This window comes from Oceaniradius stylonematis (assembly GCF_965223445.1).
Lineage (GTDB): Bacteria > Pseudomonadota > Alphaproteobacteria > Rhizobiales > Rhizobiaceae > Roseitalea > Roseitalea stylonematis.
Window position 1 is genome coordinate 2840156 of the sequence record NZ_OZ244994.1, and the last position, 21100, is coordinate 2861255.

Annotated in this window: 25 protein-coding genes; 14 read left to right on the forward strand and 11 right to left on the reverse strand. The window is 63.8% G+C overall.

Annotation, left to right across the window (positions count from 1 at the left end):
* Positions 1–9 precede the first annotated feature (9 nt).
* From aroC to ACOQOU_RS14030, 5 genes are all read right to left on the reverse strand, one after another.
* Positions 10–1107 carry a chorismate synthase gene (aroC, locus tag ACOQOU_RS14010; protein WP_109766628.1) on the reverse strand — a complete coding sequence of 366 codons (1098 nt, stop codon included), beginning with the start codon at positions 1105–1107 and terminating at the stop codon, positions 10–12.
* 57 nt (positions 1108–1164) lie between these two features.
* Complete coding sequence (locus ACOQOU_RS14015; RefSeq protein ID WP_306025333.1) at positions 1165–1755, reverse strand: histidine phosphatase family protein; 591 nt, start codon at positions 1753–1755, stop codon at positions 1165–1167.
* Between the two features lie 37 nt (positions 1756–1792).
* Positions 1793–2605 (reverse strand): enoyl-ACP reductase FabI, encoded by an 813-nt coding sequence (fabI, locus tag ACOQOU_RS14020; RefSeq protein ID WP_109766630.1) that lies wholly within the window; start codon positions 2603–2605, stop codon positions 1793–1795.
* Positions 2606–2703: 98 nt separating this feature from the next.
* Entirely contained in the window at positions 2704–3810 is a 1107-nt protein-coding gene (locus tag ACOQOU_RS14025; protein WP_375566958.1) for a DnaJ C-terminal domain-containing protein, read from the reverse strand.
* Positions 3762–4226 carry an RT0821/Lpp0805 family surface protein gene (locus ACOQOU_RS14030; RefSeq protein WP_306025335.1) on the reverse strand — a complete coding sequence of 155 codons (465 nt, stop codon included), beginning with the start codon at positions 4224–4226 and terminating at the stop codon, positions 3762–3764. The genes ACOQOU_RS14025 and ACOQOU_RS14030 overlap by 49 nt, the downstream gene beginning before the upstream one ends.
* Positions 4227–4333: 107 nt before the next feature.
* Here ACOQOU_RS14030 and pdxH point away from each other — a divergent pair, with 107 nt between their 5' ends.
* The gene (gene pdxH, locus ACOQOU_RS14035; protein ID WP_109766633.1) at positions 4334–4954 is read left to right on the forward strand and encodes a pyridoxamine 5'-phosphate oxidase; all 621 of its coding nucleotides are present in this window, start codon (positions 4334–4336) and stop codon (positions 4952–4954) included.
* Positions 4955–4959: 5 nt separating this feature from the next.
* Positions 4960–5379 carry a DUF1801 domain-containing protein gene (locus tag ACOQOU_RS14040; protein WP_196780339.1) on the forward strand — a complete coding sequence of 140 codons (420 nt, stop codon included), beginning with the start codon at positions 4960–4962 and terminating at the stop codon, positions 5377–5379.
* Positions 5380–5385: 6 nt separating this feature from the next.
* On the opposite strand, the gene ACOQOU_RS14045 is transcribed toward ACOQOU_RS14040, so the two are convergent.
* Together ACOQOU_RS14045 and ACOQOU_RS14050 are read right to left on the reverse strand one after the other, a co-directional pair.
* On the reverse strand, positions 5386–6147 hold the full coding sequence (locus ACOQOU_RS14045; RefSeq protein WP_109766635.1) for an ABC transporter permease: 762 nt from the start codon (positions 6145–6147) through the stop codon (positions 5386–5388).
* Entirely contained in the window at positions 6144–7088 is a 945-nt protein-coding gene (locus tag ACOQOU_RS14050; RefSeq protein ID WP_306025336.1) for an ABC transporter ATP-binding protein, read from the reverse strand. The genes ACOQOU_RS14045 and ACOQOU_RS14050 overlap by 4 nt, the downstream gene beginning before the upstream one ends.
* Positions 7089–7371: 283 nt before the next feature.
* On the opposite strand from ACOQOU_RS14050, the gene ACOQOU_RS14055 reads away from it, so the two are divergent.
* The 4 genes from ACOQOU_RS14055 (at position 7372) to ACOQOU_RS14070 (ending at position 9932) form a co-directional block, all read left to right on the forward strand.
* Positions 7372–7737, forward strand: coding sequence for a helix-turn-helix domain-containing protein (locus tag ACOQOU_RS14055; protein ID WP_306025337.1), 366 nt, complete (start codon positions 7372–7374; stop codon positions 7735–7737).
* 228 nt (positions 7738–7965) lie between these two features.
* The gene (locus ACOQOU_RS14060) at positions 7966–8529 is read left to right on the forward strand and encodes a hypothetical protein (protein ID WP_109766638.1); all 564 of its coding nucleotides are present in this window, start codon (positions 7966–7968) and stop codon (positions 8527–8529) included.
* 54 nt (positions 8530–8583) lie between these two features.
* Positions 8584–9639 carry a GGDEF domain-containing protein gene (locus tag ACOQOU_RS14065; RefSeq protein WP_420578735.1) on the forward strand — a complete coding sequence of 352 codons (1056 nt, stop codon included), beginning with the start codon at positions 8584–8586 and terminating at the stop codon, positions 9637–9639.
* Positions 9640–9677: 38 nt separating this feature from the next.
* A complete protein-coding gene (locus ACOQOU_RS14070) occupies positions 9678–9932 on the forward strand; it encodes a hypothetical protein (RefSeq protein ID WP_306025338.1) in 255 nt (84 codons plus the stop codon).
* 9 nt (positions 9933–9941) lie between these two features.
* Here ACOQOU_RS14070 and ACOQOU_RS14075 read toward each other — a convergent pair whose 3' ends face one another.
* Entirely contained in the window at positions 9942–10676 is a 735-nt protein-coding gene (locus ACOQOU_RS14075; protein WP_306025339.1) for an ABC transporter permease, read from the reverse strand.
* Positions 10676–11584 (reverse strand): ABC transporter ATP-binding protein, encoded by a 909-nt coding sequence (locus ACOQOU_RS14080; RefSeq protein WP_306025340.1) that lies wholly within the window; start codon positions 11582–11584, stop codon positions 10676–10678. Before ACOQOU_RS14080 ends, ACOQOU_RS14075 begins: the two co-directional genes overlap by 1 nt.
* A gap of 81 nt (positions 11585–11665) precedes the next feature.
* Here ACOQOU_RS14080 and ACOQOU_RS14085 point away from each other — a divergent pair, with 81 nt between their 5' ends.
* A complete protein-coding gene (locus ACOQOU_RS14085; protein ID WP_306025341.1) occupies positions 11666–12466 on the forward strand; it encodes a LytTR family DNA-binding domain-containing protein in 801 nt (266 codons plus the stop codon).
* 34 nt (positions 12467–12500) lie between these two features.
* Here the strand turns inward: ACOQOU_RS14085 and tldD are convergent, their stop codons facing one another.
* Positions 12501–13919 (reverse strand): metalloprotease TldD, encoded by a 1419-nt coding sequence (gene tldD / locus ACOQOU_RS14090; protein WP_306025342.1) that lies wholly within the window; start codon positions 13917–13919, stop codon positions 12501–12503.
* A 91-nt stretch (positions 13920–14010) separates the two neighbouring features.
* The gene (locus tag ACOQOU_RS14095) at positions 14011–14541 is read right to left on the reverse strand and encodes an invasion associated locus B family protein (RefSeq protein WP_306025343.1); all 531 of its coding nucleotides are present in this window, start codon (positions 14539–14541) and stop codon (positions 14011–14013) included.
* A gap of 328 nt (positions 14542–14869) precedes the next feature.
* Between ACOQOU_RS14095 and coxB the strand changes: the two genes are divergently transcribed.
* The 7 genes from coxB to ACOQOU_RS14130 all read left to right on the forward strand — a co-directional run bounded on the left by coxB (position 14870) and on the right by ACOQOU_RS14130 (position 21030).
* Positions 14870–15745, forward strand: coding sequence for a cytochrome c oxidase subunit II (coxB, locus tag ACOQOU_RS14100; RefSeq protein WP_306025344.1), 876 nt, complete (start codon positions 14870–14872; stop codon positions 15743–15745).
* 35 nt (positions 15746–15780) lie between these two features.
* Positions 15781–17436, forward strand: coding sequence for a cytochrome c oxidase subunit I (gene ctaD, locus ACOQOU_RS14105; protein WP_109766645.1), 1656 nt, complete (start codon positions 15781–15783; stop codon positions 17434–17436).
* Between the two features lie 120 nt (positions 17437–17556).
* On the forward strand, positions 17557–18483 hold the full coding sequence (locus tag ACOQOU_RS14110; protein WP_306025345.1) for a heme o synthase: 927 nt from the start codon (positions 17557–17559) through the stop codon (positions 18481–18483).
* A gap of 5 nt (positions 18484–18488) precedes the next feature.
* Positions 18489–18650: a hypothetical protein gene (locus ACOQOU_RS14115; protein ID WP_196780338.1), complete on the forward strand. Its 162-nt coding sequence runs from the start codon at positions 18489–18491 to the stop codon at positions 18648–18650.
* 10 nt (positions 18651–18660) lie between these two features.
* On the forward strand, positions 18661–19311 hold the full coding sequence (locus ACOQOU_RS14120) for a cytochrome c oxidase assembly protein (protein ID WP_109766647.1): 651 nt from the start codon (positions 18661–18663) through the stop codon (positions 19309–19311).
* A 5-nt stretch (positions 19312–19316) separates the two neighbouring features.
* On the forward strand, positions 19317–20195 hold the full coding sequence (locus ACOQOU_RS14125; RefSeq protein ID WP_306025346.1) for a cytochrome c oxidase subunit 3: 879 nt from the start codon (positions 19317–19319) through the stop codon (positions 20193–20195).
* An 88-nt stretch (positions 20196–20283) separates the two neighbouring features.
* The gene (locus tag ACOQOU_RS14130; protein WP_306025347.1) at positions 20284–21030 is read left to right on the forward strand and encodes an SURF1 family protein; all 747 of its coding nucleotides are present in this window, start codon (positions 20284–20286) and stop codon (positions 21028–21030) included.
* Positions 21031–21100 lie beyond the last annotated feature (70 nt).

Here is a 21100-nt window from a genome sequence, read left to right on the forward strand (position 1 = left end):
GCAAAACCCTCAAATCCGGCCGGTCTGGCCCCGGTGCCGCAGATAATGGTCGGCGATGGCGCAGGCCACCATCGCTTCGCCGATCGGCACCGCGCGAATGCCGACGCAAGGGTCGTGCCGGCCCTTGGTCTGAACATCGACTTCGTTGCCGTCCTTGGTCACCGACTTGGTCGGCGTCAGGATCGACGAGGTCGGCTTGACCGCGAACCGCGACACCACCGGCTCGCCGGTCGAAATCCCGCCCAGGACGCCGCCCGCCTTGTTGGTGAGGAACACCGGTCTGCCGTCATCGCCGATGCGCATCTCGTCGGCATTGTCTTCGCCGCGCAGCGTTGCCGCCTCGAAGCCGTTGCCGATCTCTACACCCTTGACCGCGTTGATCGACATAAGGTGCGAAGCGATGTCCTGGTCGAGCTTGGCATAGATCGGCGCGCCAAGCCCGGCCGGCACGCCCGTCGCCACCACCTCGATCACCGCGCCCACCGACGAGCCGTCCTTGCGGATCGCGTCGAGATAGTCGGCGAACCGATCGGCGGCTTTTGCGTCGGGGCAGAAGAACGGGTTGTGGCCGACCGCGTCCCAATCCCAGTTGGCCCGGTCGATCCGTTCGGTGCCCATCGCAACCAGCGCGCCGCGGACCTCTAGGCCGGGCACGACCTTGCGCGCCAGCGCGCCGGCGGCGACGCGCGCGGCGGTCTCGCGCGCCGACGAGCGTCCGCCGCCGCGATAGTCGCGCAGTCCATATTTGGTGTCATAGGTGAAATCGGCATGGCCGGGCCGGTAGCGGGCCTTGATCTCCGAATAGTCCTTGGATCGCTGGTCGGTGTTCTCGATCAGCATCGACACCGGTGTGCCGGTGGTGATCAGCATCTCGGGATCGTCCTCATCGGGTATGAAGCCCGACAGCACGCGCACTTCATCGGCCTCGCGGCGCTGGGTGGTGAATTTCGACTGGCCCGGCTTGCGCTTGTCGAGGAAGGACTGGATTTCCGCGACGGTGAAACGGATGCCCGGCGGGCACCCGTCGACGACACAGCCAAGCGCCGGCCCGTGGCTTTCGCCCCAGGTCGTCACGCGAAACAGATGACCGAATGTGTTGTGTGACATGATGGGTCCCGGAGTTCACCGGGCTTTTAGACGAGCCGCGCTGCGATGCAAAGCCGGTCAGCGCAGCCAGCGGCCCCGGTTTCCGTCAAACCGGTAGATATTGTCCTGGGGAATGCGGCCCCGCGCGGCGGCATCGCCTTCAATGGCCTCGAGCAGATGGCGTGTGCCGCGAATGATGCCGCCATGGGTAACGATCAGGCTGGGTCCCTGCAGGCGCTCGAGAAAGCGTCGAACACGGTCGACGGCGATCGCATAGCTCTCGCCGCCAGGCGCAACGAAGTTCCATTTGTCAGCCTCGCGCGCGGCAACCAGATGCGGCACCTCGTCGCGCAGAGCTTCCAGCGTGTGGCCTTCCCAATCGCCGAACGTGACCTCCTTGAGATCGTCGTCGAGCGCGTAGTCGCCGGGCGCCATGCCAAGCCCTTCGCGCAGGACCTCCATGGTCGTGCGCGTGCGCGACAGCGGGCTTGCCACAAAATACCAGCCCGACCAGTCGTCGCGCTCGGCGCGCAGCATGTCGGCATAGGCGGCCGCCTGCGCGAGTCCGGTTGGGTTGACCGGAATGTCCATCTGTCCCTGAAACCGCTGCTCGCGGTTCCAGTCCGTCTCGCCATGGCGGATCATGTAGAACGGATGGGCAGGTTTCATGTCGGTCGCGCGATCGTCGCCTGCCGTTTCGCCACAGCTATTGCTTGGTGATGTCGGGTGCGTCGACAGCCTTCATTCCGACGACGTGATAGCCGCTGTCGACATGGTGCACTTCACCGGTAACCGACCGCGACAGATCGCTCAGAAGATAGAGCGCGGCATCGCCAACCTCGTCGATGCTGACGGTCCTGCGCAGCGGCGAATTGTATTCGTTCCATTTCAGGATGTAGCGGAAATCGCCGATTCCCGAGGCGGCCAGCGTCTTGATCGGCCCGGCCGAAACGGCATTGACCCGAATGCCCTGCGGGCCGAGATCGACCGCCAGATAACGTACGCTTGCTTCCAGCGCCGCCTTGGCGACGCCCATCACATTGTAGTGGGGCATGACCTTTTCGGCGCCGTAATAGGTCAGCGTCAGGATCGACCCGCCATTGGTCATCAGCGGTTCGGCGCGGCGCGCAAGATCGGTCAGAGAGTAGACCGAGATGTCCATCGACCGGTTGAAGTTCTCGCGCGAAGTGTCGACGTAGCGGCCGGTCAGTTCATCCTTGTCGGAAAAGGCAACGGCATGGACCAGAAAGTCCAGCCGGCCCCATGTCTTCTCAAGATGCGCGAAGACGGCATCGAGCGATTCCGGTTCGGTGACATCCAGATGCCCGGCCACCAGCGCGTTGAGTTCCTGGGCGAGCGGCTCGACACGCCGGCGCAGCGCATCGCCCTGATAGGTCAGGGCGAGCTCCGCCCCATGGGCGGCGCAGGATTTGGCGATTCCCCAGGCGACCGACCGGTTGTTGGCAAGGCCGATCACCAAGCCGCGCTTGCCCTTCATCAGGCCCGAACCCATGCTCATAAAAACGGCTCCATGCGCCTGTCACGTCAACGACCGGGCATATCGCACGAAGGTCATGGCGCTTCAAGGCGCAATCGGAAGTGTGCGCCGGGGCTGGCTCAGCCCTTTGCGGCCTCGTCGGCAAAGAGCTGTTCGAGCGCCTCGCGGTCGGTTTCGTCGAGGGCAATGCGCACAACGGCGAAAAGATCGCCGCGCTTTCCAGACTTTTGCGGCAGGCCGCGACCGGGCACGCGCAGCGACTGGCCCGACGAGGTCCAGGGCGCGATCTTGACCGCGATCTTGCCGTCCGGCGTCTGCACCGGCGCCTTGCCGCCGCGCACGGCGGTCTTCAGATCGATGTCGGTGTCGACATGGATCGCATGACCATCGATCCGCATGCCGGGCTCCGGCCTGATGCGCACCTTTGCCAACACATCACCGCGATGGCCCGCGGGGCCGGTTTCCCCCTGGCCCTTCAGGCGGATGATCTGTCCATCCTGCACGTTTTTGGGAACGGTCACGGCGATGGTGCGCCCGTCCTTCAGCGCAAGCTTGGCCTTGCCGCCATTGATGACGTCGCGCACGGGCACCGCCAACGGCATCTCGATGTCGCGGCCTTTCGGCGGCGCGGCCCGGCCCTGGCGCGCGCGTCCGCCTCCCGGCGGATCGCCGAACATCGTCTCGAACTCGGCCTGTGAGAAGGTTCGACGGGGTCCGCCGGCCTGCGCGCCACCAAAACCGCCACCAAAGACCGTTTTGAGAATGTCCTCGGCGTCGAAGCCGCCGGCATGCGCCTGGCCCCGCGCCCGGCCGCCGAACAGGTCATCGAACCCGTCGGCGCCGGTAAAGCCGTTGCCGCCGGGATAGCCCTGGAATGTCTCGCGCCCCTCGGCGTCGATCTCGCCGCGGTCGAACTTCTTGCGCTTGTCGGCGTCGCCGACGATCTCATAGGCGCGCGAAGCCTCCGCGAAACGCTCCTTGGCCTTCGCGTTGTCCGGATTGGCGTCCGGATGAAATTGTTTCGCCAGCTTGCGGAAGGCGGATTTGATCTCCGCCGCGCTCGCCGTCTTGGAGACGCCGAGAACCGCATAAGGATCGCGCATCAATCCCTCCAATGTCAGTCGTCTGCGTCGATATGGGGAATGGAGCGGCCGAATTCCAGCCTGAAAAGCGGGACTTAGCCGGCGTCTCGCAGGGTGGCGGCTGGCGCCAGGCTGCGCGTCCACCAGCCGGAACGGGGATCGAGGCACACTTCGCCCCGATAGAGCGTCACACCGTCATATGCGTTTCGGGTCGCCGAGAACCGGCGGCATGTCTGACCGGCCAGTTCGCCCTGGCTGATCTCGGTAATCGTACCGCTCGATCCGGTGGCGGCGCTCGCCCAGGGCAGCGCGCCATCGTTCAGTTTTCCCAGATCGGCGGTCGTCACGGCAAGACGGATCGTGTCCTCGTCGATCAGCCGGTCCGTGTCGCCCGGATCGCCGGCACGCTGTGGCGCGAAAGGGTCTGTGGCGATCGATGGTGCGGGATCGGCGAGCGAAATGGCGCTGGTGGAGATGGCGTCGTCAATGGGATTGCCGCCAACGGCGCAGCCGGCCAGCGCCGACAGGGCAACGACCGCAGCGGCGCCATGGCCGATCACGGCGGAACGCGCCTTGACAGCCCGCGCGCGGGCCGTGAATTTGCAGCTGAAACGATACCGAGCGGTCAAAACCGCGACCCCGACAAACCCCACACCAGAGACCGATCATGCCCGAGGCCCGGTTAACAGAACGTGATCCCGCCATGGAAGCCGACCCGTTCGGCCTGTTTGCGGACTGGCTGGCGGAGGCCGGGAAATCCGAACCGAACGACCCGAACGCACTGTCGCTGGCAACGGCCGACGAGCACGGCCTTCCAAATGTCCGGATGGTGCTCTTGAAGGGGTTCGACGAGAGCGGTTTCGTCTTCTACACGAACTTCGAAAGCCAGAAGGGCGCCGAACTGCTGGCCAACCGGCAGGCGGCCATGTGCTTTCACTGGAAGAGCCTGCGGCGCCAGGTGCGCCTGCGCGGCCCGGTCACGGTCGTCGACGACGAAGAGGCCGATGCCTATTATGCGTCGCGGCCGCGCGGCAGCCGCATCGGCGCCTGGGCTTCGCGCCAGTCTCGCCCGCTCGAGAGCAAGTTCGCGCTCGAAAAGGAAGTCGCCCGTTTCACCGCCAAATACGCCATCGGCGACATTCCGCGCCCGCCGCACTGGTCGGGCTTTCGCCTGTCGCCGACCTATGTCGAATTCTGGAAGGACGGCAAGTTCCGGCTGCACGACCGTTTCGTCTTCACGCGCGACGACGAGGGCGCCGACTGGCGGACCGCGCGCTTCTATCCGTGAGCGAGATGAAGACGCGGCCGACCGGCGCTTCGGTCGATGCGTTTTTGGCATCGGTCGAAAATGCTGGCCGGCGCGAGGATGCGGCAACGGTTCTGGACATGATGAACCGCGTCACCGGTGCGGCACCGATAATGTGGGGCGACAGCCTGATCGGCTATGGCAACTACGAATATGCGCGCGCCGACGGCAGCCGCCACCGCTTCTTCCTGACCGGGTTCTCGCCGCGCAAGGCCAACATGGTCGTCTACGCGATGACCGGCCTGAAGAACCATTCCGATCTGCTCGAACGGCTCGGCCCGCACCGGCACTCGGTCTCGTGCCTCTATATCGGCCGGCTGAAGAACATCGATCTGGGCGTGCTCGAACAGATCGTCGCATCGGACCTTGCGGCCATGAAGCGGCTTTATCCAGCCCATTCGCTGTGAAGCCGCTCAGCTCTTCAGCCGGTAGCCCGTCTTGAAGATCCACCAGATGATCGTGCAGCACACGGTCAGGAACACCAGGATCGCGAGGATCGAGATCATCGGGCTGACATCGGAAATCTCGTAAAAGCTCCAGCGGAAGCCGCTGACAAGATAGAGCACCGGATTGAACAGCGTCACCGTCTGCCAGAAGTCCGGCAGCATGGATATCGAGTAGAAGCTGCCGCCCAGAAACACCAGCGGCGTGATCACCAGAAGCGGCACGATCTGCAGCTGGTCGAACCCGTCCGCCCAGATGCCGATGATGAAGCCCAGCAGCGAGAAGGTGACCGCCGTCAGCACGAGGAAGAACAGCATCCAGAAGGGATGGGCGATCTGCAGGTCGACGAAGAGCGTCGCCGTTGCGAGGATGATCGCGCCAAGGATCAGCGACTTGGTTGCCGCCGCGCCCACATAGCCGCACAGGATCTCGAATGCCGAAACCGGCGCCGACAGGACCTCGTAGATCGTGCCGGTGAATTTGGGGAAATAGATGCCGAAAGCGGCGTTGGAAACGCTTTGGGTCAAAAGCGACAGCATGACGAGACCGGGCACGAGAAACGCGCCGTAGGACACGCCATCGATTTCCTGCATCTGCGAGCCGATCGCCGCACCGAAAACGATGAAATAGAGCGATGTCGACAGCACGGGCGAGACGACGCTCTGGCCGATCGTGCGCCACATGCGCGCCATCTCATAGCGGTAGATCGCCAGTATCGCGCGGCCGTTCATGCCTGCTCCCTGACGAGATCGACGAAAATGTCTTCCAGCGAACTCTGGTGTGTCGAAAGATCGGCGACGCGGACGTCTGCTTCAGCAAGGCCTGCGAGAAGGCGCGTGATGCCGGTGCGCTCGGCGCTGGTGTCGTAGCTGTAGGTCAAAACCGAGCCGTCCTCGGACAGATCGAGCGCGCCCGTGAAAGCCGACAGATTGTCGGGAATACGGGTCAGCGGGGCGTGCAAGTCAAGACGCAGCGACTTCTGTCCCAACTTGGTCATCAGTGCCGCCTTTTCCTCGACGACGATGATCTCGCCCTTGTTGATGACGCCGATCCGGTCGGCAATCGCTTCGGCTTCCTCGATATAGTGCGTCGTCAGAATGATGGTCACGCCATCGGCGCGCAATTGCTCGACCACCGCCCACATGTCCTTGCGCAGTTCGACATCGACGCCGGCGGTCGGCTCGTCCAGGAACAGGATACGCGGTTCGTGTGCGAGCGCCTTGGCGATCAGCACCCGGCGTTTCATGCCGCCCGAAAGCTGCATGATCCTGTTGTCTTTCTTGTCCCACAGCGACAGGTCCTTGAGGACCTTTTCGATATGGGCCGGATTTGCCGGTTTGCCGAACAGGCCGCGCGAGAAGGAGACGGTCGACCACACGCTCTCGAACGCGTCCGTCGTCAGTTCCTGCGGAACCAGTCCGATCAGGCTGCGCGTCTTGCGGTAATCATCGACGATGTCGTGGCCGGCCACCGTCACCGTGCCCGACGAGGCGTTCACGATCCCGCAGATGATCGAGATCAGCGTCGTCTTTCCGGCGCCGTTGGGGCCGAGCAGCGCGATGATCTCGCCATCGACAATGTCGAGATCGACGCCCTTGAGCGCCTGGAAGCCGTCCTCATAGGTCTTGGTGACCGACTTTGCCGATATCAGGATTTGGTCTTGGCTAGGCATGATCGCGGCCGTTGGGAGGATGCGCAGCGGACATAGACCGTTTGCCGCCCATTGCAACCCATGGCCCGTTGAGACCGGAACCGCGGACGGTGCCCGGTCCGCGATTGGACATAATGCCCGAGGCGATGTTAGCACCCGGTCTCGGCATGCCTGCCGCTTGTCTTTGGTTGCTAACGGTCATGTGCGTGTCGCAATCGGACATGCCCGACCGCACCGTCCGTCCAATGATCCCCGCCAGCCCGCAATGGAGCACCAACCCATGATGTCGCCGTTTGAACCCAGCATGAATGCCGATGCAGACGGTGCCGGCATGGATGACACGCTCGGTGGCCGCATCGTTTCGGCGCGTGAGACGGCTGGATTGACAACGGCGCAATTGGCACGGCGGCTGGGGGTCAAGTCCGCCACGCTGCAGAACTGGGAAAGCGACCGTTCCGAACCTCGATCCAACAAGCTGTTCATGCTGGCCGGACTGTTGAACGTGTCGCCGACATGGCTGATCAACGGGCTGGGCGAGTCGCCCGGCGAGGCGCTGCCGGCAAGGTCCGACGTCATGCTCGCGCGCGAACAGTTGATCGAATTGCGCGGCCAGGTGGAAAAGCTGACTGGCAGCATCGATCAGGTTCTGGCCCGCCTCGACGGCATGTGAAACCCGCACGACGGCCGCCAGATGACTGAAATTTGACGGCATTTTACGCTTCCTTAAGACGACCCGCATAGCGTTTGGTCAGTGGGGACAACGGCCTGCATTCCGCAGGATGGACGCGATGCCTTCGGGCAGCGCGCTCGCGGAATCGATGCCGGTGGTTTTCCAGCCGGGGCGGCGCATCTGCAAAGTGGCCGCCTGTCGTTCGTTCGGTCTGCAAGGTGGGCTTACATGGCCGGTAAAGGTGGCAAGAAGAAAGACGCGTCGGACGCGCCGAAAAAGGCCGGTTCGGGCAAGCTTCTTGCGCTCGTCCAGATGGTCTGCGCCGTTCTGGCGGTTCTATCGGCCGCAGTCCTCGCACTGGGCGCGTTCAATGTCGGATCGGCTGCACTGGCCGACACGTTGCATGCGATCGCTCTCGTCCCGATCGCGCTTCTCGTCATCTGCGGTTTCGCCGTCATATTCACCGCGTCGGGCGTTCGAGCCGGCGAACTGCGTCGTCTGGAAGAACAGCTTGCCGAGATGGAGGCCCGGCTTGACGGCCGCGTCGCCGAGGCCGTGGCCAAGGTCGATACCCATATCGGCGACGACTATCAGGCCGTGCGCGAGAACAACAAGCTGCTTCAGGAAAAGCTCGAACAGTTCCAGCAGGCCGAAAAGAACAAGATGGTCGAGGAAATGGACAAGCTGCGGGCTCTGAACGGCGAACTCGAAGAGCAGATCAAGAAATGGGCGATCGGCTCGGTCGATCAGCTTGTCTCCGAACCCGGAACCGAAGGCATAAAGGTCGCGTGATCCCGTTCCAAGTGAGGATCACGACGTCCAGTCATGATTGAAAGCGCCAAAGCGATGTCAGCACGTTCGACCGCAAAATCCGCAGCCGCCCGGCCTGCTTCGGGGACGAACGACGATCCGTTCCGCTTCGCCGCCGAAGCGCTGAGCCTGGCCGAAGCGCACGGCACGCCGCCCGAGCCCGACACGTTCAAGGTCTGGTACACCTACGCCGCCGGTTCGAGCCTGGTGCTCAACGAGCGCATCGAAAGCCTGATGGCCGGCGGCGCAAAGCCCAGCGTCTACGATCTGTCGGCGCTCAACGGCGAAATCATCGAGGCCGACACGAATGGCGACATCGCGCGGATGCAGGCCGACGAGGGCCTGCGCAAGGAAATGGAGGAGGTACAGACCTTCATCCGCTCCTATCTGCAGACGACCGAGCGCTACGAGGGCGCGATCGACAACGCCACCAAATCGCTGAGCGAGGCATCGACCGCCGCCGAGGTCGAAACCGTGATCGCGCTGATGATTCGCGAAAACCAGCGCGTTCGCGCCCAGACCCAGCAACTCTCGGCAAGCCTGCGCGAGACGCAGGAAGAAATCATTCGCCTGCAGGACAAGCTCAGCCAGTCCCGCAGGGCGGAGATGCAGGACCCGATGACGGGTCTCAACAATCGCCGCTTTTTCCAGCACGCCATTGCCTCGGCATTGGCGCATGCCGAAACGTTCAGGCAGCCGATGAGCTTCGCGATTGCCGACATCGACCACTTCAAGTCGGTCAATGACCGCTTCGGCCACCAGATCGGCGACGAGATCCTGAAGTTCGTCGGCACGTTCATCAACAGCAAGCTGAAAGAGCACGGCACGGTGAGCCGCTATGGCGGCGAGGAATTCGCGATCATTCTGCCCAACATCACCATCGAGACGGCGCGGGCGCTGCTCGAAGATGTCAAGGAAGGGATTGCAGGCGCGCGCCTAGTCACCTCAAAGACAAACAAGCCGATCGGCACGGTAACCGTGTCGTTCGGCGTGTCGAACTGGGCCGATGGCGACGATATCGACACGCTGTTCGAGCGCGCCGACCAACAGCTCTACGAAGCCAAGAGCGCCGGCCGCAACCTGGTGCGCTGACACCCCTTTGCTTTGACACTGGTCAACGACCGGCACTCGTGCTCTGGTCCATCTTGCAGGACGCAACGAGAGAACCGGCGGTCATGGCATTCGAGGGATTGATCACACGGCTGAACATGCTCTTTCAGGAGATGGAGAACCAGCCGGCGGATGCGACCGAACTGCTGATGCAGGTCCATCTCGAACTCGAGCAGATGAAGGCCGAGGGCCTGCCGCTGCCCCAGGATCTGGTCGATCTGGAGAAGCGGCTTGAGGCCGAGTTCACCAGACGCGGCGTGGACCGGCCGGCCTGAGCGGCCCGATCATCCGAACCGTGCGTGCCTGTCGCGACTGTAGGCAAGCCAGGTCAGCGCGAAAAAGCCCAACGTGAAAACCAGCAGCGCCGCGACGCTCGTGTGCGGAATGGAACGGCCATCGACCGCAGCCCATGCCGCTTCGCCCATGTGCCGCGTCGGCGTCCATCGCGAGATGGCGTCGATCTGCGGGGGCAGGGCGGGCGGCGGCACCCACAGCCCGCCAAGATAGGCCATGGGAAGGAAGATCAGGTTGGCCACCGCGACGACCGAATGCCGCGATGCGAGATAGCCGAGCGCCGTACCCATGAAGGTCGCCGGCACGGCAAGGATCAGGCAGACGGCAAGAAGCCGTGCCTGGGTGGCCGCGTCGATATGCAGGTCACCGACCAGACGTGCCGTCGCCAGTACGAGCGCGACGGCGGCGATCGAGAAGACCAGCGCGGCGCAAAGCCGCGCCGTCCATGACGCGAACGGCCGCGCCGGCAGGCTGCGCTGCCAGACGGCAAACGCGCTCTGGCGGTCCTCGGCGATGCTGACGCCGAACTGGAAGAACGCAACGCCGAGAACCGCATAGACCGCAAAAGATGCCGCCGCATAGACTGCGGCGATGCCGCCGCCGGCGTTTTGTGCGCCAAAGAATGCATAGAGCATGGCCGGGAACAGGATGGTCGGGACCCAGAAGCCGGGCTGGCGGAGAAGGCGCTTGAATGTCAGCGCCAGGTTGGCGCGAAGGATGGCCATCAGATCGTCCTTTCCATTTGCATCTGGGCAATGGTTTCTTTCAGGTCGAGCGGTTCGATGTGAATGTCCTGCAGGGCCGGCAGGTCGGCGATGAGGCGCCGGGCCAGGCCATCGCTGTCGGCTGAGACACCGCTCCAGCGCTGGCCCTCGCGTTGGAAGTGTTCGTCCAGCCAAGACGGCACGGGCGCGCTTTCGGCAATTCTGAAGCTGATCCGGTTGCGCCCGGCCTTCCGGCGGATGTCGTCGAGCGTCCCCTCGAGCAAAAGCCGGCCGCGGTCGATCATCACGATCCGGTCGCAGATATGCTCGATTTCGTCCCAATGATGCGATGTCAGCAAGAGGCTGCCGCCGCCTTCCACATAGGCGCGCGCATAGGCCTTGAACATGTCCTGCCCACCGGTGTCGAGACCGGCGGTGGGTTCGTCGGCGAACACCAGGTCGGGATTGCCGACAAAGGCGAGGGCCAATGCGACGCGCCGCAACTCGCCGCCGGAGAACCCGTCCATGCGGCGGTCGACCAGCCGTTCCAGGCCGAACGCGGCGACAAGTTCGCCGACCGGCTGGGGCCGTTCGAAATGTGCGGCTGCGTAGGCCAGAACGTCGCGCGCCGACATCTGCTCGGGAAAGTCGGCGTTCTGGGGCGTGATGCCGACATGGCGGCGCGCCGCAACCGAGCCGGCCGGATGGCCGAAGATTTCGGCCCTTCCGGTGTCGGCCCGTCGCAGCCCCTGCAGCAATGTCAGGGCGGTCGTCTTGCCTGCGCCGTTGGTGCCGATCAGTCCCAGAGCCTCGCCCCGGCGCAGCTCCAGGGAAAGGTCGGCCAGCGCTTCGATGCGGCCGAAGCGCTTGCCCAGGCCGCGCGCGCTGATCGCCGGAACCGTCGCGGTCCGGCCCGTCATCGCATCCATTGTTCATCTCCATGCAAATGGTCGATGCGGAGCGAAAACCATCGCGTTGCGCAGGCCCGCAAGACCGATTACGTGAACCGCATGGACAAGTTCGCGAACGACGGGCCGTTGGCGTTCACGCTGCGCGAAATGCATGGTCTCGGCCGCTCCGCCCGGTTCTGGGCCGTGCTGGCCGGCATCATCGCCATTCTCGGTCTTGCCGGCCCGTTCGACAGTTTCGGCACGATGTCGCTCGCCGAAAGGACGCTCTATTGGGCGCTGGTGGTTGTCGGCAGTTTCGCGCTTGGCCTGTTCGTCTCGATGCTGACGACGGTCACAGCCGAGGGGGCCGGCCTTTCGCCGCCGCTGGCGCTGCTGCTCGGTTCACTCACAGCCGCCCTGCCGATCGCCGCTTATAACGGTCTTGTTCAAGCGGCGTTTTTCGGCAGCGGCTTTCCGGCCGAGTTTGTCGAGGTTTTGCCCTATGCGCTGGCGATATCGGTGATCGTCGCCTTCACCTACCGCTATGCGCGTGGCGACGAGCCCGAACCGCAAGCCGTTGCGACCGCCGGAACAGGCGCGCCCGTACCCTCGGCCGTTCTTGAAAAACTGCCCCAGCGGATCGGCATGGACGTGATCTCGGTGCAGGCCCAGGACCATTATGTGAAGGTGACGACGCCGCTCGGATCGGCGCTCGTCCTGATGAAGCTCAGCCACGCAGAGCGCGACCTGACCGGCCTCAATGGTGTGCGCGTGCACCGCTCCTGGTGGGTGCGCAAATGCCATGTGCGGCGCCTGGTGCGCACCGACGGCAAGCTGCTCGTCGAAACCAGCGACGGATCATCCATTCCTGTCGGCCGCAAGTATCGCGAGCAGGTTGTGGCGCTGTTCGAGACCGGTTGAACGAGGCCGCGGGGCTTCGTGCCGCAGCGGGCGCTCAGGCTGCCTCGGTGCCGCCCACCGTCATCTGGTCCATTCTAAGATGCGGCTGGCCGATGCCGACCGGCACGCCTTGGCCGCCCTTGCCGCAGGTGCCGATGCCATTGTCGAGCGCCAGATCGTTGCCGATCATCGACACGCGGTGCATTGCGTCCGGCCCGTTGCCGATCAGCATCGCGCCCTTGACCGGATAGGTGATCTTGCCGCCTTCGATCTTGTAGGCCTCGGTACAGGCGAAGACGAACTTGCCCGATGTGATGTCCACCTGGCCGCCGCCGAACGAGACCGCATAGATGCCGTCATCGACCGAGGCGATGATCTCCTCGGGCCTCTTGTCGCCGCCGAGCATGTAGGTGTTGGTCATGCGCGGCATCGGCACATGCGCATAGGATTCCCGCCTTCCGTTGCCCGTCGGCTTCATGCCCATCAGCCGCGCGTTCTGGCGGTCCTGCATGTAGCCGACCAGCTTGCCGTCCTCGATCAGCACATTATAGCCGGACGGCGTGCCCTCATCGTCGATCGTCAGCGAGCCGCGGCGGGACTCGATCGTGCCGTCATCGACCACGGTAACGCCCTTGGCCGCCACCTGTTCGCCCATCAGCCCGGCAAACGCCGATTGCTTCTTGCGGTTGAAATCGCCTTCCAGCCCGTGCCCGACGGCTTCATGCAACATCACGCCGGGCCAGCCATTGCCGAGCACGATGTCAAACGTGCCGGCCGGCGCCGGGCGAGCATCGAGGTTCACCAGCGCCTGGCGCAGCGCGTCGTCGGCGGCTGTTTGCCAGCTCTCGGTGGCGATGAAATCGCCGAACGACTGGCGTCCGCCCATGCCGTGACTGCCGGTTTCCTGCCGGTCGCCCTCGCCGACGATCACCGAGACATTGACCCGCACGAGCGGACGGATGTCTTGGGCGAAATGGCCGTCGGCGCGCAGGATCTCGACCATCTGCCATGTGGCCGCCAGCGATACCGAGACCTGGCGGACGCGATCGTCCTTGCCGCGCAGATAGGCGTCGATCTGCTGCAGCAGTTTGACTTTGGCCTCGAACGACGGCTCGCCGATCGGGTTCATGTCGCCGTAAAGCTTCTTGTTGGTGCGCGGCGGTGCGTCCGAATAGGTGCCGGAATGGCCGCGCGTGACCGCACCGACCGCACCGGCGGCCCTTTTCAGCGCGGCTTCGGAAAGATCGTCCGATTCGGCATAGCCGACCGCTTCGCCCGCCACCGCGCGCAGACCGAACCCGGAGGCTGTGTTGAACGAGCCGGTCTTCAGCCGCCCATTGTCGAACATCAGGGTTTCGGATTCGCGGTACTCGACGAACAGTTCGCCATCGTCGGACTGCCGCAAGGCGTCGGCGACAAGAGCCCTCAGGCGGTCCTCGGACATGTCGAAACGGGAAATCAGGCCGGTCTGCATGGCGGCGCCTTTCGGTAACGGGAACGATGCTGGAGCAGACATAAGGCGCCGGCGCCCCGGTTTCGAGCCCCGCCGCCAGCTCACCGGCAGGTCAGGGCAGCGCCTCGAACCCCTCGGTGAAGCCGCCGAGGTCCACCGGTATGCCGATGCCTTCCTCGGGCGTATCGAAGACGGTGAACGTCGCCTCGGTGCCCGCTTTCAGGCTGTTGAGCAACTGGTCTTCCAGGATGACCTCGGCATAGCATCCATCGGTGAAACAGCGCACGAAATAGGCCCGGCCCATATCGTTGCCGTCGATATGCAGGCCCAGGCCATTGGGCAGCAGCACGCCGAGCGGCACCTGGATGCGCAGGATCTGCGCGGTGCGGTCGGCAGTCTTGAAGGCGACCACCGACAGGCCGAGCTCGGGGCGGTCGTCGGCGACGACGTTCTGGATCAGGACGCACTGTTCGTTCTGCGCGCCCGCCGGCGTCGAGCATCTGAGCTGCCACCAGCCATATTCGCCGCGCACCGTATCCTGCTGGGCATGAACTGTGGATGGCAGCGCGGCTATTGCCAGCGCCACAAGGGCCAGCGCGGCGATGCTGCGTGCAAAGCGGGAAATCCGGCGGAAAACAACCACGGCAGGGTCCTGTCTGTCGTCGCGAATCACATTGCGCCCGTTTTTACGACGCGCGGACGCCAATTGATACGGCGTCGCGCGTTCACAAATCGGTCCAACCGGGCGAAATAAAGGCGAAAGGCCGGGCGGCGGCGAAGATCCCATCCGATGAGGCAGGTCCGGCATGCCGCAGCCGCCAAACGCTGCCCCGGCGCCCGTGAGCGCCGATATGACGCACAATTAACCCACTGTCGCAGTTGCGGCGCGTCATTTATTATGGTTCTAAGCCGCCGAACTGGAAAGGGCAGTCAACGGCCTCCAGTGACATGTTGGGAGACGAAGCGTGTTGATGAAGACGACCCGCCGCCTGTGCGCCACAGCCTTTGCAACTTTTGCGGCGCCGATCGTGGCTTTTGCCGCGCAGCCCGAGCCCTGGCAACTGGGCTTTCAGCCGGCCGCCACCGGCATCATGGAAGAAATCGCCTGGTTCGAGCGCTACACGCTCGTTTTCCTCGTGCCGATCGTCTTCCTGGTTCTGGGCCTTCTCGCCTGGGTGATGATCCGCTATCGCGCCTCGGCCAATCCGGTGCCCTCGCGCGTCAGCCACAACACGACAATCGAGGTGATCTGGACCGTCGGGCCGATCGTCATACTGATCCTTCTGGCCGTGCCGTCCTTCCAGCTTCTGACCAAGCAGTACTCGCCGCCCGGCGAACCGGCCCTGACCGTCAAGGCCATCGGGTATCAGTGGTACTGGGGCTACGAATACCAGACCGAGGACGGCGAAGAGGTTGCCTTCGATCAGATTCTGCTGCGTGACGAAGACCGCGCCGGGCTGGGCAAGGAAGACGAGGCCGCTTATCCGCGCCTTCTGGCCGTCGACAACGAACTCGTCGTGCCGGTGGACACGACGGTGCGCCTGCTGGTGACCGCCGCCGACGTCCTGCATTCATGGACCATTCCGGCCTTCGGCGTGAAGATGGACGCCGTGCCGGGCCGTCTGAACGAGACCTGGTTCCACGCCGACCGCGAGGGGCTCTATTATGGCCAGTGCTCGGAACTGTGCGGCAAGGACCATGCCTACATGCCGATCGCGGTGCGCGTCGTCAGCGAGGCCGACTACGACGCGTGGCTGACCGCCGCTCGCGACGATCTCGATGAAGCCAACCGCACGCTGATCGCGACGATCGAGGCGCGCCGTACCCTGGCGAACCTCGCCGAGTAAGCTTGACCGTTTAGGATTTTTCAGGAGCCAATTTCATGTCGGACGCAGTGGCCCACGACGCCCACGACCACGGTGCCCCCAAGGGCTTCGTCAATCGCTGGCTTTTCTCGACCAACCACAAGGATATCGGCACGCTCTATCTGATCTTCGCGATCATCATGGGCGTGTTCGGCGGGTTCCTGTCGGTGATGATGCGCTGGGAACTGGCCGAGCCGGGCATCCAGATCTTCCACGGGCTGGCCTCGATGGTCTACGGCGTCGAGGGCGACGCGGCAATCGATGCCGGCAAGCAGATGTACAACGTGTTCACGACCGGCCACGGCCTGATCATGATCTTCTTCATGGTCATGCCCGCGCTGATCGGCGGCTTTGCCAACTGGATGGTGCCGATCATGATCGGCGCGCCGGACATGGCCTTCCCGCGCATGAACAACATCTCGTTCTGGCTTCTGCCGCCGGCTGCGATCCTGCTGGTCATTTCCATGTTCATGCCGTCCGCGCCCGGCGCCTATGGCGTCGGCGGCGGCTGGACCATCTATCCGCCCTATTCGACGACCGGCCAGCCCGGACCGGCGATGGATTTCGCCATCCTGTCGATCCACATCGCCGGCGCGTCTTCGATCCTGGGCGCCATCAACTTCATCACCACCATCTTCAACATGCGCGCTCCTGGCATGACGCTTCACAAGATGCCTCTGTTTGCCTGGTCGGTGCTGATCACCGCATTCCTTCTGCTGCTGTCGCTGCCGGTTCTGGCCGGCGCGATCACCATGCTTCTGACGGACCGCAATTTCGACACGGCCTTCTTCGATCCGGCCGGCGGCGGCGACCCGATCCTGTTCCAGCACCTGTTCTGGTTCTTCGGCCACCCCGAGGTCTACATCCTGATCCTGCCGGCCTTCGGCATCGTCAGCCACATCGTGTCGACCTTCTCGCGCAAGCCCATCTTCGGCTATCTGGGCATGGCTTACGCGATGGTGGCGATCGGCGTGGTCGGCTTCATCGTCTGGGCCCACCACATGTACACGGTCGGCCTGTCGCTCGACACGCAGCGCTACTTCGTCTTCGCCACCATGGTCATCGCGGTGCCGACCGGCATCAAGATCTTCTCGTGGATCGCGACCATGTGGGGCGGTTCGATCGAGCTGCGCACACCGATGCTCTGGGCCATCGGCTTCATCTTCCTGTTCACCGTGGGCGGTGTCACCGGGGTCCAGCTCGCCAATGCCGGCCTCGACCGCTCGCTGCACGACACCTATTACGTGGTCGCCCACTTCCACTACGTGCTGTCGCTCGGCGCGGTCTTCGGCATCTTCGCCGCCTGGTACTACTGGTTCCCGAAGATGTTCGGCTACATGTACAATTCGACCATTGCGCGCCTGCATTTCTGGGTGACCTTCGTGGGCGTCAACCTCATCTTCTTCCCGCAGCACTTCCTGGGTCTGGCCGGCATGCCGCGCCGCTACATCGACTATCCCGATGCCTATGCGGGCTGGAACATGGTCTCGTCCTGGGGATCGTACCTGTCGGCGATCGGCGTGCTGATCTTCCTTTACGGCGTGTTCGAGGCCTTTGCCCGCAAGCGCGAGGCAGGCGCCAACCCGTGGGGCGAAGGCGCGACGACGCTGGAGTGGCAGCTTTCCTCGCCGCCGCCCTATCACCAGTGGGAGCAGCTCCCGCGCATCAAATAGGCGCGATCACGCGCAACGACCCGGCGCCCATGTGCCGGGTCGCGCAGAACAGGAGCCGGACAACCGGCCCGCCGGATCAGGAACAAGTCCGGCACGCATCGTTGGGACAGGGTTCGCCGCATGGCACTCGTTGAAGACATCAAGACATCCGCACCGCGCATCTCCGAGGCGACGCCGCGCGACTATTTCGACCTGCTCAAGCCGCGCGTCATGTCGCTCGTCGTCTTTACCGCGCTGGTCGGGCTTCTCGTCGCGCCCGGCGCGATCAACCCGTTCATCGGCGCGGTCGCCATTCTGGCGATCGCCGTCGGCGCCGGCGCGTCGGGCGCGCTCAACATGTGGTACGATTCAGACATCGATGCGGTGATGAGCCGGACGGCAAAGCGGCCGATCCCCTCGGGCCGCGTCAGCCGGGACGAGACGCTTGTGTTCGGTCTGATCCTGTCGGTGCTGTCCGTGATGACGCTGGGGCTCGTCACCAACTGGGTGGCGGGCGGTCTTCTCGCCTTCACCATCTTTTTCTACGCCGTCATCTACACGATGTGGCTGAAGCGTTCGACGCCGCAGAACATCGTCATCGGCGGCGCGGCAGGCGCGTTCCCGCCGATGATCGGTTGGGCTGCCGTGACCGGCACGATCACGATGGAATCGACCGTCCTGTTCATGATCATCTTCCTTTGGACACCGCCGCATTTCTGGGCGCTCGCCCTGTTCAAGCTGCGCGACTATGAGATCGCCGGCATGCCGATGATGCCGAACGTTGCGGGTGAGCGGCACACCAAGCTTCAGATGCTCGTCTATTCGGTGCTTCTGGCAGCCTTCGCCGTGCTGCCATGGCCGCTTGGCTTTGCAGGCCCCGTCTATGGCGTTGCGGCGATCCTTCTGGGTGCCAACTTCATCCGCCATGCGCTGGCTGTCTGGAAGATGGCGGACGGCGATGCGACGATGGTGCCGGCCAAGAAGATGTTCGGCTTCTCGCTGACCTATCTGTTCGCCATCTTCGCCGTCCTGTTCGTCGAGACCGTCCTGATGCGGGTGCTGGCGTGAGCGCGATGTCCGAGAACCGTCCGACCATCGAATTGACCGAGGCGCAGCAGAAGGCCCGGCGCAAGCGTTCGATCGCCTTGGCCATTTGCCTGGCCGCCTTCGTCGTGATCTTCTACGCTGTGACCGTGATCAAACTCGGCCCAGACGTCCTCAACCGACCGCTTTGACGGAACACCGATGAGCAGCCTCGATACCGCCACAGACCCAGTCAAGCACCGCGCCAATGTGCGGATCGCGCTTGCATGTCTGGCGTTCTTCGCGAGCATGATCGGGCTCGCCTATGCGTCCGTGCCGCTCTACGAACTGTTCTGCCGCGTGACCGGCTATGGCGGCACGACGCAGGTTTCCGACACGGCGCCGGTTCGGGTGCTCGACCGGACCATCAATGTGCGCTTCGATGCCAACACGGGTTCGGGTCTGGGATGGGACTTCAAGCCTGTCGACAGGTCGGTCACGCTGAAGATCGGCGAGACGACCCAGGTCGCTTATTCGGCGCGCAACTGGCGCGACATGGCGACGACCGGCTCGGCGACGTTCAACGTCACGCCGCAGGCCGCTGGCGCCTATTTCAACAAGATGGAATGCTTCTGCTTCACCGAGACGACCCTTGAGCCCGGCGAAGAGATGGAAATGCCGGTGGTGTTCTTCATCGACCCGGCCATCGTCGATGCCAAGGAACTCCAAGGCGTTTCGACGATCACCCTGTCCTATACATTTTTCAAGATCGACGAGGCCGAAGAGACCGCGGGGATATCGCCGGCCGACACCGAACCGACCTCATCGGGTCTCGACACTGAGCGGCCCGCAAAAAGCGACAATCGGGGATAGACATCATGGCTGACACGCACGCCAAGAACCACGACTACCACATTCTCGACCCGAGCCCGTGGCCGCTGATCGGTTCGATCGGCGCGCTGATCATGGCAATCGGCGCCATCGGCTGGATGCAGGCGGGCCAAGGCAACGAGTTTTCGCTGCTGGGCATCCCGATGGCCAATCCCTGGACCTTCCTGATCGGCACGCTGATCGTGCTCTACACCATGTTCGGCTGGTGGTCGGACACGGTGCGCGAATCGCTGCAGGGCCACCACACCAAGGTCGTCTCGCTGCATCTGCGCTACGGCATGATCATGTTCATCGCCTCGGAGGTGATGTTCTTCGTTGCCTGGTTCTGGGCGGTGTTCGACGCAAGCCTGTTCTTCAACGAGGCGCAGCAGGTCGGCCGCATGGAATACACCGGTGGCCAGTGGCCGCCGGCCGGCATGGAAGTGCTCGATCCGCTGCACCTGCCCCTCTACAACACGGTGATCCTGCTGCTGTCGGGCACGACGGTCACCTGGGCGCACCATGCCCTGCTGCACAATGATCGGCAGGGCCTCAAGATGGGCCTTTGGCTGACCATTCTGCTGGCCATCCTCTTCACCTGCGTGCAGGTCTACGAATTCGTCATCGCGCCCTATTCCTTCTCCGAATCGCTCTATGGCGCCACCTTCTTCATGGCCACCGGCTTCCATGGCTTCCACGTCTTCGTCGGCACGATCTTCCTGATCGTCTGTCTGGTGCGTGTCTACGCCGGCCAATTGACGCCCGAGAAGCACTTCGGGTTCGAGGCGGCGGCATGGTACTGGCACTTCGTCGACGTGGTCTGGCTGTTCCTGTTCTTCGTGGTCTATATCTGGGGCACTTGGGGCGCACCGATCTACCACCACTGATCGGCGCGAACGAACTTCGAACCGGGCGGTCGTGGCAAACCATGATCGCCCGGTTTCGCATTTGAGGACCGACCATTTGGGACAGACAATGGCAGACGCGGCTGCACAGGACCGTCGCCGATTTCCTTGGTTGATGATTGCATGTGCGGTGCCGGCGCTGATTGTCCTTGTATTGCTCGGCAATTGGCAGGTGCAGCGGCTGGCGTGGAAGGAGGACCTGCTCGCGACCATCGACGCCCGCCTGTCTGCGGCTGCCGTTCCCGCCGGCGAGATCGCGCGGCTTGTCGCCGACGGCGCCGACATACGCTACCGGCCGGCGACCGCGACAGGCACCTTCGACCACGCCAACGAGCGGCATTTCTTCGCCACCCACAAGGGCGCTTCGGGCTATTACGTCTATACGCCGCTCCTCATGGACGATGGGCGCATGCTGCTGGTCAATCGGGGCTTTGTGCCGTTCGATCTCAAGGAACCGGCAACGCGTGCCGAGGGGCAGGTCGATGGGCCGGTAACGGTCACCGGGCTTGCGCGCGAGCGGCTCGATGGCAAGCCCTCCTTCATCGTGCCCGACAACGATCTGCCGGCCAACATCTATTACTGGAAGGACTGGTCGGCGATGGTCGCGAACGCCGGCTATGATGCGGGCAGCGTTCTGCCGTTCTTCCTCGACGCGGACGAGGCCGCCAACCCGGGCGGCTGGCCCGTCGGCGGCGTCACGCGGATCGACCTGCCCAACAATCACCTGCAATATGCCCTGACTTGGTACGGGCTGGCCGTCGTGCTCGTCGTGGTGACCGGCCTGTTCATGTGGGGGCGGGCTCGTCCGCCCCACTGAAATGCGGGTCGTCATGTACGCTTGACACGCGGCTTGGCCGGTCCCTAATCAGGAGGGACAACGGGAACGA

What these genes read in the sequence shown, in the direction of transcription:
- aroC (WP_109766628.1), bottom strand. Translation starts at nt 1,107, where the DNA reads ATGTCACACAACACATTCGGTCATCTGTTTCGCGTGACGACCTGGGGC.
- ACOQOU_RS14015 (WP_306025333.1), bottom strand. Translation starts at nt 1,755, where the DNA reads ATGAAACCTGCCCATCCGTTCTACATGATCCGCCATGGCGAGACGGAC.
- fabI (WP_109766630.1), bottom strand. Translation starts at nt 2,605, where the DNA reads ATGAGCATGGGTTCGGGCCTGATGAAGGGCAAGCGCGGCTTGGTGATC.
- pdxH (WP_109766633.1), top strand. Translation starts at nt 4,334, where the DNA reads ATGCCCGAGGCCCGGTTAACAGAACGTGATCCCGCCATGGAAGCCGAC.
- ACOQOU_RS14040 (WP_196780339.1), top strand. Translation starts at nt 4,960, where the DNA reads ATGAAGACGCGGCCGACCGGCGCTTCGGTCGATGCGTTTTTGGCATCG.
- ACOQOU_RS14045 (WP_109766635.1), bottom strand. Translation starts at nt 6,147, where the DNA reads ATGAACGGCCGCGCGATACTGGCGATCTACCGCTATGAGATGGCGCGC.
- ACOQOU_RS14050 (WP_306025336.1), bottom strand. Translation starts at nt 7,088, where the DNA reads ATGCCTAGCCAAGACCAAATCCTGATATCGGCAAAGTCGGTCACCAAG.
- ACOQOU_RS14055 (WP_306025337.1), top strand. Translation starts at nt 7,372, where the DNA reads ATGAATGCCGATGCAGACGGTGCCGGCATGGATGACACGCTCGGTGGC.
- ACOQOU_RS14060 (WP_109766638.1), top strand. Translation starts at nt 7,966, where the DNA reads ATGGCCGGTAAAGGTGGCAAGAAGAAAGACGCGTCGGACGCGCCGAAA.
- ACOQOU_RS14065 (WP_420578735.1), top strand. Translation starts at nt 8,584, where the DNA reads ATGTCAGCACGTTCGACCGCAAAATCCGCAGCCGCCCGGCCTGCTTCG.
- ACOQOU_RS14075 (WP_306025339.1), bottom strand. Translation starts at nt 10,676, where the DNA reads ATGGCCATCCTTCGCGCCAACCTGGCGCTGACATTCAAGCGCCTTCTC.
- ACOQOU_RS14080 (WP_306025340.1), bottom strand. Translation starts at nt 11,584, where the DNA reads ATGGATGCGATGACGGGCCGGACCGCGACGGTTCCGGCGATCAGCGCG.
- ACOQOU_RS14085 (WP_306025341.1), top strand. Translation starts at nt 11,666, where the DNA reads ATGGACAAGTTCGCGAACGACGGGCCGTTGGCGTTCACGCTGCGCGAA.
- tldD (WP_306025342.1), bottom strand. Translation starts at nt 13,919, where the DNA reads ATGCAGACCGGCCTGATTTCCCGTTTCGACATGTCCGAGGACCGCCTG.
- coxB (WP_306025344.1), top strand. Translation starts at nt 14,870, where the DNA reads ATGAAGACGACCCGCCGCCTGTGCGCCACAGCCTTTGCAACTTTTGCG.
- ctaD (WP_109766645.1), top strand. Translation starts at nt 15,781, where the DNA reads ATGTCGGACGCAGTGGCCCACGACGCCCACGACCACGGTGCCCCCAAG.
- ACOQOU_RS14110 (WP_306025345.1), top strand. Translation starts at nt 17,557, where the DNA reads ATGGCACTCGTTGAAGACATCAAGACATCCGCACCGCGCATCTCCGAG.
- ACOQOU_RS14115 (WP_196780338.1), top strand. Translation starts at nt 18,489, where the DNA reads ATGTCCGAGAACCGTCCGACCATCGAATTGACCGAGGCGCAGCAGAAG.
- ACOQOU_RS14120 (WP_109766647.1), top strand. Translation starts at nt 18,661, where the DNA reads ATGAGCAGCCTCGATACCGCCACAGACCCAGTCAAGCACCGCGCCAAT.
- ACOQOU_RS14125 (WP_306025346.1), top strand. Translation starts at nt 19,317, where the DNA reads ATGGCTGACACGCACGCCAAGAACCACGACTACCACATTCTCGACCCG.
- ACOQOU_RS14130 (WP_306025347.1), top strand. Translation starts at nt 20,284, where the DNA reads ATGGCAGACGCGGCTGCACAGGACCGTCGCCGATTTCCTTGGTTGATG.